Here is a 13,226-nt window from a genome sequence, read left to right on the forward strand (position 1 = left end):
CCCATCGTGAGTCCGTCGCGTCTGTTCATTCTGCGCCCCGTCGCCACCACCCTGGCGATGGTGGCCATCCTCATCGCCGGCTTCATCGCTTACCGGATGTTGCCGGTGTCGGCCCTGCCCGAGGTGGACTACCCGACGATCCAGGTGGTGACGCTATACCCCGGCGCCAGCCCCGACGTGATGACCTCGCTGGTCACCTCGCCGCTGGAGCGGCAGTTCGGCCAGATGCCGGGCCTGAACCAGATGTCGTCCACCAGTTCCGGTGGCGCATCGGTCATCACGATGCAGTTCAACCTGACGCTGCCGCTGGACGTAGCCGAGCAGCAGGTGCAGGCCGCCATCAACGCGGCCTCCAACCTGCTGCCCAGCGACCTGCCGGTGCCGCCCACCTACAACAAGGTGAACCCGGCCGACGCCGCCGTGCTGACGCTGGCCATCACCTCGCCCACCATGCCCTTGCCGCAGGTGCGCGATCTGGTCGATACGCGCGTTGCGCAGAAGCTGTCGCAGATTCCAGGGGTAGGCCTGGTCAGCGTGGCGGGCGGCCAGCGGCCGGCCGTGCGCGTGCAGGTGAATCCGCAAGCGCTGGCCGCCAATGGCCTGGCCATGTCCGACCTGCGCACCGCGATCGTCGGCGCCAACGTCAACCAACCCAAGGGCAACCTGGACGGGCCGCTGCGGTCCACCACCATCAACGCCAATGACCAGCTGAAGTCGCCCACCGACTACAACGACCTGATCATCGCGTACAAGAACAACGCGCCGCTGCGCCTGTCCGATGTGGCGCGTGCCGTCGAGGGCGCGGAAGACACGCGGCAGGCGGCGTGGGCCGGCGACAAGCCCGCCATCCTCTTGAACATCCAGCGCCAGCCGGGCGCCAACGTGATCGACGTGGTCAACCGCATCCAGACGCTGTTGCCGCAACTGCGTGCTGCCTTGCCCGCCACGCTGGACGTGACCGTGGTGTCTGACCGCACGCAGACCATCCGCGATTCGGTCGAAGACGTGAAGTTCGAAATGCTGCTGGCCGTGGCGCTCGTGGTCATGGTGACCTTCGTGTTCCTGCGCAGCCTGACCGCCACGCTGATCCCCAGCGTGGTCGTGCCGCTGTCGCTGGTGGGCACCTTCGGCATCATGTACCTGGCCGGCTTCTCCATCAACAACCTGACCCTGATGGCGCTGACGATTGCCACCGGCTTCGTGGTGGACGACGCCATCGTCATGATCGAGAACATCGCCCGCCACATCGAGGAAGGCGAAACCCCCATGCAGGCGGCGCTCAAGGGCGCCTCGCAGATTGGCTTCACGCTGATTTCGCTGACCTTCTCGCTGATCGCCGTGCTGATTCCGCTGCTGTTCATGACGGAAGTCGTGGGCCGGCTGTTCCGCGAATTCGCCATCACGCTGGCGGTGTCCATCCTGATCTCGCTGGTGGTTTCGCTGACGCTCACGCCGATGATGTGCGCGCGCCTGCTGCGGGCAGAGTCGGAACAGAAGCACGGGCGCTTTCACACCGCCACCGGCAACTTCATCGACCGCGTCATCGCCGGCTACGACCGCATGCTGCAAGTGGTGCTGCGCCATCAGCCGCTGACCCTGCTGGTGGCGCTGGGCACCTTCGCGCTGACCGTCGTGCTGTACCTGATGGTGCCCAAGGGCTTTTTCCCGCAACAGGACACCGGCCTGATCCAGGCCATCACGCAAGCGCCGCAATCCATTTCGTTTCCCGCCATGGCCGAACGCCAGCAGGCCGCCGCGCGGCTGGTGCTGCAAGACCCCGACGTGCAGGCGGTGTCCTCGTTCATCGGCGTGGATGGCAGCAACGCCACCCTCAGCGCGGGGCGCATGCAGATTTCGCTCAAGCCGCAGGCCGAGCGCACCGGCAATCTGCGCACGGTGATGGAGCGTTTGCAGGAATCGCTGAGCAAGCAGGACGGCCTGACCGTCTACATGCAGCCGGTGCAGGACCTGACCATCGAAGACCGCGTCAGCCGCACGCAATACCAGATGACGCTGTCCAACCCCGACCTGAAAGTGTTGAGCGAATGGACGCCCAAGCTGGTGGACAGGCTGCGCCAGGTGCCGGGCTTGAAGGACGTCACGGATGACTTGCAGGACGATGGCTTGCAGACCTGGGTCGAGATCGACCGAGATGCCGCATCCCGGCTGGGGATCACCGCCGCCATCATCGACGAAGCCCTGTACGACGCCTTTGGCCAGCGGCTGATTTCCACCATCTTCACGCAGTCCAACCAGTACCGGGTGGTGCTGGAGGTGCAGCCGCAATTCCAGATGAACCCGGCCGCGCTGGGGCAGATCCACGTGCCTACCGCCGCGGGCACGCAGGTGCCGCTGTCATCGGTGGCGCACATCAGCGAAGGGCGTACCGTGCTGGCCGTGAACCGGCTGGACCAGTTCCCGATGGTCACGGTGTCGTTCAACCTTGCGCCGGGTGCGTCCTTGTCCAATGCAGTCGAGGCCATCACGGCGGCCGAAGCCGAGATCGGCATGCCGGCCAGCGTCGAGACCCGCTTCCAGGGCGCGGCGCTGGCGTTCCAGAATTCGCTGACCAGCACACTCTGGCTGATCCTGGCCGCCGTGGTCACGATGTACATCGTGCTGGGCGTGCTGTACGAAAGCTACATCCATCCCATCACGATCCTGTCCACCTTGCCGTCGGCCGGCGTGGGCGCGTTGCTGGCGCTGCTCATCAGCGGCACCGAGCTGGACATGATCGGCATCATCGGCATCATTCTGTTGATCGGCATCGTCAAAAAGAACGCCATCATGATGATCGACTTCGCGCTGGACGCCGAGCGCAAGCGCGGCTTGAGCCCGCGCGCGGCCATCCATGAAGCGGCGCTGCTGCGCTTCCGGCCGATCCTCATGACGACGCTGGCCGCGCTGTTCGGCGCGTTGCCGCTGATGCTGTCCACTGGCACGGGCGCTGAACTGCGCCAGCCGCTGGGCCTGGTGATGGTGGGCGGCCTCTTGCTCAGTCAGGTGCTGACGCTGTTCACCACGCCGGTCATCTACCTGATGTTCGACCGCCTGTCGCGCCGATGGCGCGGCGTGCGCGAGCCGGCTGCCGGGGATGCGTCATGATCATGTCGGCGCCCTTCATCGTCCGCCCGGTGGCGACCACGCTACTTAGCATGGCGGTGGTGATGGCGGGGCTGCTGGCGTTCTTCCTGTTGCCGGTGGCGCCCCTGCCGCAGGTGGACATTCCCACGATCTCGGTGTCGGCCAGCCTGCCCGGCGCCAGCCCCGAGACCATGGCATCCAGCGTGGCCACCCCGCTAGAGCGTTCGCTGGGCAGCATCGCCGGCGTGACCGAGATGACCTCCAGCAGCACGCAAGGGTCGACCCGCATCACGCTGCAATTCGACCTGTCCCGCGACATCAACGGCGCCGCGCGCGATGTGCAGGCCGCCATCAACGCGGCCCGCTCGCTGCTGCCAACGGGCCTGCGCAGCAATCCGACGTATCACAAGTCCAACCCGTCGGACGCGCCCATCATGACGCTGGCGCTGACCTCCGACACGCTGGGCCAGGGCCAGCTGTACGACATTGCCTCGACAATCGTGGCGCAAAAACTGTCGCAGGTGGACGGCGTGGGCGAAGTCACCGTGGGCGGCAGTTCACTGCCGGCCGTGCGCGTCACGGTGCTGCCCGGCGCGCTGGCCAACCGCGGCGTGTCGCTGGACCAGTTGCGCAGCACGCTGGCCAACGCCAATGCGAACCGGCCCAAGGGCGTGCTGGAAAACGATCGCTACCACTGGCAGATCATGGTCAGCGACCAACTCAGCCGCGCCGAGCAATACCGGCCGCTGATCGTCGCGTGGAAGGACGGCGCGCCGGTGCGCGTGTCGGACGTGGCCAAGGTCGAGGATTCCGTTGAAGACCTGTACCAGACCGGCTTCTTCAACGACCGCAAGGCCATCCTGATGATCCTGCGCCGGCAGGCCGACGCCAACATCATCGAAACCGTGAACGCCGTGCGCGCGCAACTGCCCATGCTTCAGTCGCTGATGCCGGCGGACGTGAACATGACGGTCGCGCAGGACCGCACGCCCAGCATCCGGGCGTCGCTGCATGAGGCCGAGCTGACGCTGATCATCGCGGTGGGCCTGGTCGTGCTGGTGGTGCTGCTGTTCCTGCGCCGCTGGCGTGCGGCCATCATCCCCAGCGTGGCGGTGCCGGTATCGCTGATCGGTACCTTCTGCATCATGTATATGTGCGGCTTCACGCTGAACACCATTTCGCTGATGGCGCTGATTGTGGCGACCGGCTTCGTGGTGGACGACGCCATCGTGGTGCTGGAAAACATCATGCGGCACGTCGAAAACGGCATGTCGCCGATGCGGGCGGCGCTGCGCGGTTCGCGCGAGGTGGGCTTCACGGTGTTGTCGATGAGCCTGTCGCTGGTGGCGGTGTTCATTCCCATTTTGCTGATGGGCGGCGTGGTCGGCCGCCTGTTCCGTGAATTCGCCGTGACGCTGTCGGCCGCCATCATGGTGTCGCTGGTGGTGTCGCTGACCTTGACTCCCATGATGTGCGCGCGCCTCTTGCGCCCCGAACCCAAGGACGCCAAGCCCCCAGGCCGGCTGGCGCGCTGGTCCGAGCGCGGCTTTGAGGCCATGCAGGACGGATATCGACGCAGCCTGCGCTGGGCACTTGCGCACGGGCGGCTGATGATGCTGACGCTGGCGGTGGCGGTGGGCTTGAACGTCTATCTGTACATGGCCGTGCCCAAGGGCTTCTTTCCGCAGCAGGACACGGGCCAGTTGCTGGGCTTTTTCCGTGTCGACCAGGGCACGTCGTTCCAGGCCACCATTCCGAAGCTGGACGCACTGCGCAAGATCGTGCTGGCGGACCCTGCCGTGCAGAGCATGACGGGCTACGCGGGCGGGCGCGGCGGCAGCAACAGCAGCTTCATGCAGATCCAGCTCAAGCCGCTGGAACAGCGCAAGGTGTCGGCCGACGTCGTCATCAACCGGCTGCGCGGCAAGTTGCAGAACATGCCGGGCGCGCGCATGTTCCTGGTGTCGCAGCAGGACATCCGCATTGGCGGGCGGCAAAGCCAGGGCTCGTATGACTACACGCTGATGTCGGGCGACCTGCAATTGCTGCGTACCTGGATGCCCAAGGTGCAGCAGGCCATGGCGAAGATTCCCGAAATCACCGATGTGGATACCGACGTCGAAGACAAAGGCCGCCAGATCAATCTGGTGATCGACCGCGAGGCCGCGACGCGGCTGGGCGTCAGCATGTCGACGATCTCGACGGTGTTGAATAATTCGTTCAGCCAGCGTCAGGTGTCGGTGATGTACGGGCCGCTGAACCAATATCACGTGGTGCTGGGCCTGGAGCCGAAGTTCGCGCAGGACATCGAATCGCTCAAAGACGTTGAAGTCATCACGCCGGCCGGCACGCGCGTGCCGCTGCTGGCTTTCGCGCGGCTGGAAAATGCCAACGCGCCGCTCAGCGTGCAGCACCAGGGTTTGTTCGTGGCCGATACCGTGTCGTTCAGCCTGGCGCCCGGGGTCTCGCTGGGCCAGGCCACCGCCGCCATCGATGCGGCCGTGGCGCGCATCGGCCTGCCTTCGGATCAGATCCAGGCGGGCTTCCAGGGCACGGCCGCCGCCTTGCAGCAAACGCTTGCGCAGCAGCCCTGGCTGATCCTGGCGGCGCTGGTCACGATGTATATCGTGCTGGGCATTCTGTACGAAAGCTTCGTGCATCCGCTGACCATTCTGTCCACGCTGCCATCGGCAGGGCTGGGCGCGCTGCTGGCGTTGTTGCTGGTGCGCCAGGACTTCACGCTGATCGCGCTGATCGGTGTCTTCCTGTTGATCGGCATCGTGAAGAAGAACGCCATCATGATGGTGGACTTCGCGCTGGAGGCCCAGCGCGTGCAGGGCCTGGCGCCGCGCGACGCCATTTTCCAGGCTTGCCTGACGCGCTTTCGCCCGATCATGATGACGACGATGGCCGCCATCTTCGGCGCGCTCCCGCTGGTGATGGCGACGGGCGCTGGCGTCGAGATGCGCCAGCCGCTGGGCATCACCATCGTCGGCGGCCTTATCCTCAGCCAGATCCTGACGCTGTACACGACCCCCGTGGTCTATCTTTACCTGGACCGATTTCGCCTGTGGGCCGCGCAGCTGCGCACCCGGCGAAGCGACTCCCCTGCACCCATAGAACCTACATGATCCGACCCACGCCGTTCCGCTACGCCTTCCTTCCCCGCAGCGCCGTCACGCTGGCGCTGTGCGCGCTGCTTGGCGCATGCGCGGTAGGGCCCGATTACCAACGTCCGACGCTGGATGTGGGCGCATCCTACAAGGAAGGGCAGGGCCAGGAACAAGTGGAAGGCTGGAAGCCGGCACAGCCGCGCGACGATGCTGACCGTGGCAAGTGGTGGCAGGTGTACGGGGACGACACGCTGAACGGGCTGGTCGAACGGCTCAATACCTCGAACCAGACCATCGCGCAGGCCGAAGCCAATTACCGCCAGGCGCTGGGTCTGGTCCGAGCCGCGCGCGCCGGCTTCTATCCCACGGTGGGCGCAAGCGCGGGTATGTCGCGCGCGGGCGTGGGCACCGGGTCGTCGTCTTCGACGGGCAATGGCAGCAACGTGTCGAACCAATATTCCGTGACCGGCAGCGTCAGCTGGGAATTGGACGTGTGGGGGCGCGTGCGCCGCAGCACCGAATCGTCCGAGGCCAGCGCCGCCGCCAGCCTGGCCGATCTGGCGGCCACGCGCCTGAGCGCGCAAGCCGCGCTGGTGCAGACCTATCTGCAACTGCGCGTGCTGGATGAACAGAAGCGCTTGCTGGAGGCCACCGTCGCGGCGTATGAGAAGTCCTTGCAGCTGACGCAGAACCGCTATGAGGTGGGTGTGGCCGGTCAGGCCGACGTGGCCGTGGCGCGCACCCAGGTCGAGAGCACGCGCGCGCAGTCCATCGACCTGGACTGGCAGCGCGGCCAGTACGAACACGCCATCGCCGTGCTGATGGGCCAGGCGCCTTCTCAATTCAGTCTGCCGCCGGCGGTGTTCGCGTTGCAGTTGCCGCAGATTCCGGTGGGGCTGCCGTCCGAGCTGCTTGAGCGCCGCCCCGACATCGCTGCGGCCGAGCGCCGCGCGGCGGCCGCCAATGCGCAGATCGGCGTGGCCGAGGCCGCGTGGTTCCCGTCGCTGATCCTGTCCGCCGACGGCGGTTTCCGCAACGGCCAGTTCGCCGAGCTGCTGACCGCGCCCGCGCGCTTCTGGTCGCTTGGGCCGGCGCTGGCGTTGACGATCTTCGATGGCGGCGCACGCGCGGCGCAGGTCGAACAGGCGCGCGCTTCGTACGATGCGCAAGCCGCTGCGTATCGCCAGGCCGCGCTGGTGGGGCTGCGCGAAGTCGAGGACTACCTGATCCAGCTGCGCGTCATGGAAAACGAACAGACCGTGCAGCGCCGCGCGCTGGAGTCGGCGCGCGAGTCGCTGCGCCTGATCCAGAACCAGTACAAGGCCGGTCTGGTGGACTACCTGAGCGTCGCCGTCGTGGACGCCACCGCGCTCAATAGCGAGCGCAATGCGTTAAGCCTCTTGGGCACGCGGCTGGTCGCCAGCGTGAACCTGATCGTCGCGCTGGGCGGCGGTTGGGAAGGGTCCTAGGGATAACGCGTAAACCTCTTCGCATTCGTTGACAAGTTTTTGGCGTCGGTTCCTAATGCGTAAAAAAAGTGACCACACGGTCACTTTTTACGTTGAATCGTCATGCTGCACCGACGCCGAATTCCGTTTGATCACAAACATAAACTTCATGCGAAGGGGAAAGAGGATGGGCTGGTCTTTTCAATGGCGCACTGCCGCCCGGGCAGGACGTTGGAGCAGCGTGGCGGCCATCGCCACGCTGGCATTGTCGGCGGCTGCGTCCGCGCAGGGCTGGCCGACGCGGCCGATCACGCTGATCGTGCCGTTCCCGCCAGGCGGCACCACCGACCTGTTCGCGCGCACCATCGCGCAGCACATGGCGCCCGCGCTGGGACAGTCCATCGTGGTCGAAAACAAGCCGGGCGCGGCGGGCAACCTGGGCGTTGCCGCTGCCACGCGTGCGCCGGCCGATGGCTACACCATCGTGCTCGGTTCCGTCGGCACGCAGAGCGTCAACCAGTTCCTCTACAGCAACATCGGCTTCAATCCGGCGACCGACCTGGTGCCGCTGGGCATGATCGCGTCCACGCCGAACGTCATGGCGGTGGCCGCCGACTCGCCCTGGCGCAACCTGGACGACGTGATGAAGGCCGTGAAGAAAGACCCGGGCAAGTATTCCTATGCCTCGCCGGGCATCGGCTCGTCGGTGCACCTGACCGGCGCGTATTTCGAGTCGCTGGCGGGCCTGCAAATGCTGCACGTTCCGTTCAAGGGATCGTCGGCCGCGATACCCGCCGTGATCGGCGGCCAGGTCGATATCCTGATGGATAACCTGCCCAGTTCCATGGCCTCGTTGAAGCCGGGCGGACGCCTGCGCGGCATCGCCGTGACGTCCGCCGAGCGCAGCCCGGCCGCGCCCGATCTGCCGACGATGGCCGAGGCGGGCCTGCCGGGTTTCGAGGTGACCGCATGGTCGGGTCTGTATGCGCCGCGCGGCACGCCCGCACCGGTCGTCGACAAGCTGGTGGCGGCCATGAAGCAGGCCTTGAAGTCGCCGGCGCTGCAAGAGTCTTTGGCGCAGGGTGGTGCGACGCCGGGCAATGTGTTCGGCGCGGACCTGGCGGCGTTCGAAGTCAAGGAACGCGCCAAGTGGGGTCAGCTGATCCAGAGCCGGGGCATCAAGGCCGACTGACAGGACGGGCGGCGGCTTGCCGCCCGCGCCTTCATTGCAATGCGAACGCGGCGGCCCCCACGGCGGGGTCGCGGCCTCGCATCAGGTCGGCCAGCATGCGCGCGCTGCCCAGCGCCAGCGTGAAACCCAGGCCGCCGTGGCCAGTGTTCAGCCACAGATTGCGATAGGGAGTGGCGCCGATCAACGGCTTGCCGTCGGGGCGGGCGGGGCGTAGCCCGGCCCAGGCTTCCGGCTCGCCCTTGGCATTGAGGTCAGGAAAGAACTGCGTCACGTCGCGCTCCAGGCTGCGCACGCGTTGCGGATCGACGCCGCCGCCGGCCGTGCCGATATCGACCATGCCTGCCACCCGCAGCCGCTGACCCAGCCGCGCGTAGACCACCTTGCGGCGGATGTCGCTGATGCTGGCAGTGGGTGCGATGCTGTCGGGCGTCAACTGGTAGGTCAGGCTGTATCCCTTGAGCGGATAGATGCGCAGGTTCAGCCCCAGCGGCCGCGCCAAAGTCTGGGCGCCCATGCCGCTGGCCAGCACGAAGTGGTCGGCTGGTAAATCGCCGATGGTGGTGCTGGCGGCCGATACGCGTCCGCGCTCGTGCCGCAACGCCTTGACCCGCGTGTCGAAATAAAAACGCACGGGATCGGGCGCGGCGCGCAGGATGCGTTCCAGTTCCATGCACAGCCGCTGGCAGTCCCCCGCATCTTCGGTGGGCGTGTACAGCGCTCCCTGGATGCTTGGGCCGATGCCGGCCAGCGCAGGCTCCATCGCCAGGCAGGCTTCGGCGCTCATCACCTGCTGTTCACAACCCAGCCCGGCCAGATATTCGCGCTGGGCCAGGGCCTGCCGATACGCGCCCGCGTCCTGGTAGACCAGCAGTTTGCCCGCCGATGAAAAATCGAAATCGGGCTGTTCGTTGCGCACCAGTTCGTGCACGCACAGTCGGCTGTACATGCCCAGTTCCAGCAGCTCGCGCGTGGTGGACCGGCTCTTGGCGCGGGTGCAGGCGCGCAGGAATTGCAGGCTCCAACGCCATTGATCGGGATCCAGCCTGGGCCGAAAGCGTAGCGGCGCGTCCTGCGCCAGCAGCCAGGACGGCAGCTTGGGCAGCACGGCGGGGTCGGCCAGCGGGGCGACGAAGCTATAGCTCAGTTGCGCGCCGTTGGCCATGCTGGTGGCCTGGCCCGGGCCAGAGCCGGCGTCCACTACGGTGACGCGATGTCCTTCGCGATGCAGGAAGTAGGCGGTGGTCATGCCGACCACCCCCGCGCCAATCACTACGATGTGCATGATGCTCCAGGTGATACGGGGTTCATGCTGCCCAGGCGGGCGTTTCAAAGCCGGGGGCGGCGCGGTCGTCGCCACGCAGCAGGCGGCCGGGCCGCGCGCCGGTGGGTGCGCCGTCCTGCTCGACCAGTTGGCCGTTGACCAGCACGGCGTGGATGCCGGTGGACGGCAAGGTCGGTTCGGCAAAGCTGGCCAGGTCGGCGACGGCGGCCGCGTCGAACACCACCACGTCGGCATAACAGCCCGCGCGCAGCACGCCGCGATCCTTCAGGCCGAACTGCGCGGCGGTCAGGCTGGTCATGCGGCGCACCGCCTCTTCCAGACCCAGCACGCGCATCTCGCGCACATAGCGCGCCAGCACGCGCGAAAACGCACCCCACAAGCGCGGATGCGGGCGCTGGTCGTGCGGCAGGCCATCAGAGCCGATCATGACGCTGCCATGGCCGATGACGCGCTTGACGTCGGCTTCGTCCATCGAAAAGTAAATGGCGCCGCCTGGCGACAGTTCTTCGGCCAGGCGGGTGGGATCCTTGCCTTCGCGTTCGGCCAGTTCGCGCAGGTCCACGCCCTGGATCTCGGGCCGGGTCTGCGACCACGTGACGATGATTTTCTCGCCGGCCGCCACGCGGCGCGGTTCCAGGATGGTGGACGACGCCGCGTAGGGATACACGTCCATGCCCAGCGGCTGGTCGGCGCGCACGCGGTCGAACAGCGCGAGCGTCTGCGCGGTGCGGCCGTGGTTGTGCTTGCCCGTGACCTTGTGGTGCGACAGGATGGCCGGCACGTCGGCCGCGCGCCCAATCAGGAAGGCTTCTTCCATGGCGTCGCAGACGTGATCGGCCTCGTCGCGCAGGTGCGTGGTGTACAGGCCGCGCCAGGCCGACAGCGGCTCGGCCACGCCGATCACTTCTTCCGTGCTGGCGTGCATGGCCGTCGGATAGTAAAGCCCCGTGGACAGGCCCGCCGCGCCCGCCGCCATGGCCTCGTCCAGCGCGCGCCGCATGACGGCGATTTCGGCTTTGTCGGCGGGGCGGTCCAACCTGTCCATGGCCGAGACGCGCAGGCTTGAATGGCCCACCAGCGCCAGGCTGTTGACGGCGGCGGGCGCGGCGTCCAGCGCGTCGGCATAGTCCTGCATGCGCGCGAAGAGTTCGCCCGTGTGCTTGGCCAGCAGGTTCAGCGGCGGCGGCACCACGTCGCCGGGCGTGCGTACCGGCGCCAGGCTGATGCCGCAATTGCCGGTGACGACGGTGGTGATGCCCTGGCTGACTTTCGGCCGCATCAGCGGCGTGCCCAGCAGGGCGCGGTCATCGTGGGTGTGGCAATCGATGAAGCCGGGCGACACCACCTTGCCGGTGGCGTCCACGCGGCGTCGCGCGCGCCAGTGCGTGCCATCGCCGATGGCGGCGATGCGTTCGCCCTGAATGGCGAGGTCCGCGCGCTGGGCCGGGCCGCCCAGGCCGTCGGCGATCTGGCCGCCGGTGATGATGATGTCGTATTCGTGCTGGTCGTTGTGCGCGGGCATGAAGGGCTCAGGTGTCCGGAGTGACGGCCGGCGACTTGGCCCGGCGCGCCTCGAGGTTGGCAAGGGATTCGGTATTCAAGGCCTCTGGAAAGCCATGGGCCACCAGGTGTTCCAGCGCGTTGCCGATCCGGTCCCAGCCTTCCTGCGTGCGCAGCGGCACGCCCAGGAAATGGGATTCGGTCTTGCCGCGCAGCATCAGGTACAACACGCCCGCCAGCATGACGCTGACCATCGCGGGCATGTCCACGTCGGGCGCCAGGCCGTCGACGCGGTCGATGAAGCCCCGCGCCGCGCGTTCGCGCCGTTCGGCCAGCGGGGCCGACACTTCGTTGCGTTCGATGAGTTCCCAGCGGCGCACTTCGCGCAGGGTTTCGTTGCCCGCCAGTGCGTCGATCTGCGCGCGCAGCATCGACAGCACCAGTTCGCCGGGCGTGCGCTGGCTGGACTCGTCGGCCGCCAGCAGATCGGGATTGCGCGTCCAGAAGTCCTGCTCCTGCATCCAGGCCAGCATCAGGCCGGGCATGCCGTCGAAGTAGCGGTAGATCAGCTCTTTGCTGACCCCCGCGCGTTTGGCGATGGCGTTGATGCCCACGCCGCCCATGCCAGTTGCAAGGATCTGGTCTTGCAGCGCTTGAAGGATCTGTCTCTCGGTGTTCTCGCGGCGGGACATGGCCTACTCCTTCATGAGGATAAGGGAGCGGGCGGGGTCCGGCGTACCGGTCACCCGCCCGTCGGCCAGGTCGGCGATGAGTTCGCTGACGGTGTGGCCGATACGCCCGCCATCTTGCCAGACTTCGCTGCCCAGGTAGACGGCGTTGGCGCGTCGCGGGCTGCGCGGCAGCGTGGGGTCGGCCTGTTCAATTGCAAGAATGCGCCTTTGCGCGTCGATATGCACGCGATCATGAGCCGTGTAGGTGATGGGTGTGTTCGGGGACAGCGTCAGCGCGCGAGTGGACGCAGTTTCACCAGTCAAGGCGTACCAGGCCAAGTCCACCATGGCTTGCGCCAGCGGCGCACAGGGGTGGATGGAGTTATGCAGCACCGCCACGCGGCATTGGCCGTTGTCGCGGTGCGCGCAGCCGTGATCGGGGCGGCGCGCGACCCGCGCCGTATTGCCCCAACCCAGCTCGCCGTTGGCCGATAACGCGATCAGGCCCGCATCCACTTCGGGATGCGCGGCGAGCATCTGCGAGACCGCGTCGGCGGGAGGCACGCCGCTGCCCATCAGATGCAGCGCGGCCTGGTTCAGCGCCACGCCGTCGACCCCTGGCCGGTTGGGCAGGCGATGGCCGGTGACCAGGCCCACTCCATCCGCGCCGGGCAGGAATTGCACCAGCGGTTCGGGCCGGTCGGGTCCGCTTTCGATCAAGGCCGCGCGCCGCGCCTGCAACCAGTCATCGGGCAGGTCCAGCGCGGTCACGCCGCCGCGTTGGCATGAGGCGTGGTGCACGCGGCCTGCATCGTTCATGATGGCGAACACCGCGAAGCCGCCGATGGCGCCATGGCCCATCAGCTCGGCCGCCAGCGCTGCCGCGCGCACCGCCGCGCCCGCGTTTTCCCCCGCCGCTGCTACGCCGATCGTCAT

At 67.1% G+C, this 13,226-nt stretch carries 8 protein-coding genes; 4 read left to right on the forward strand and 4 right to left on the reverse strand.

The annotated features are described in order from the left end of the window. The first annotated feature begins 6 nt into the window (after positions 1 to 6). The 4 genes from API01S_RS18770 to API01S_RS18785 all read left to right on the forward strand — a co-directional run bounded on the left by API01S_RS18770 (position 7) and on the right by API01S_RS18785 (position 8,837). Positions 7 to 3,105 (forward strand): MdtB/MuxB family multidrug efflux RND transporter permease subunit, encoded by a 3,099-nt coding sequence (locus API01S_RS18770; protein ID WP_006217182.1) that lies wholly within the window; start codon positions 7 to 9, stop codon positions 3,103 to 3,105. Beyond that, positions 3,102 to 6,215: a multidrug efflux RND transporter permease subunit gene (locus API01S_RS18775; protein ID WP_050730582.1), complete on the forward strand. Its 3,114-nt coding sequence runs from the start codon at positions 3,102 to 3,104 to the stop codon at positions 6,213 to 6,215. The genes API01S_RS18770 and API01S_RS18775 overlap by 4 nt, the downstream gene beginning before the upstream one ends. Continuing rightward, positions 6,212 to 7,666 (forward strand): efflux transporter outer membrane subunit, encoded by a 1,455-nt coding sequence (locus API01S_RS18780; protein WP_050730583.1) that lies wholly within the window; start codon positions 6,212 to 6,214, stop codon positions 7,664 to 7,666. Before API01S_RS18775 ends, API01S_RS18780 begins: the two co-directional genes overlap by 4 nt. Positions 7,667 to 7,832: 166 nt before the next feature. Next, positions 7,833 to 8,837, forward strand: coding sequence for a Bug family tripartite tricarboxylate transporter substrate binding protein (locus tag API01S_RS18785; RefSeq protein ID WP_061305779.1), 1,005 nt, complete (start codon positions 7,833 to 7,835; stop codon positions 8,835 to 8,837). A gap of 31 nt (positions 8,838 to 8,868) precedes the next feature. On the opposite strand, the gene API01S_RS18790 is transcribed toward API01S_RS18785, so the two are convergent. The 4 genes from API01S_RS18790 to API01S_RS18805 are packed head-to-tail and all read right to left on the reverse strand — an operon-like array spanning position 8,869 to position 13,226. Then, entirely contained in the window at positions 8,869 to 10,119 is a 1,251-nt protein-coding gene (locus API01S_RS18790) for a D-amino acid dehydrogenase (RefSeq protein WP_061305780.1), read from the reverse strand. Between the two features lie 22 nt (positions 10,120 to 10,141). Then, the gene (locus tag API01S_RS18795; protein ID WP_061305782.1) at positions 10,142 to 11,641 is read right to left on the reverse strand and encodes an N-acyl-D-amino-acid deacylase family protein; all 1,500 of its coding nucleotides are present in this window, start codon (positions 11,639 to 11,641) and stop codon (positions 10,142 to 10,144) included. A gap of 7 nt (positions 11,642 to 11,648) precedes the next feature. Continuing rightward, positions 11,649 to 12,311, reverse strand: a complete 663-nt coding sequence (locus tag API01S_RS18800) for a TetR/AcrR family transcriptional regulator (RefSeq protein WP_006217189.1) — start codon at positions 12,309 to 12,311, stop codon at positions 11,649 to 11,651. Between the two features lie 3 nt (positions 12,312 to 12,314). Next, a complete protein-coding gene (locus tag API01S_RS18805; protein ID WP_061305784.1) occupies positions 12,315 to 13,226 on the reverse strand; it encodes a DUF6963 family protein in 912 nt (303 codons plus the stop codon).

The organism is Achromobacter piechaudii NBRC 102461 (genome assembly GCF_001571245.1).
Classification (GTDB): domain Bacteria; phylum Pseudomonadota; class Gammaproteobacteria; order Burkholderiales; family Burkholderiaceae_B; genus Achromobacter; species Achromobacter piechaudii.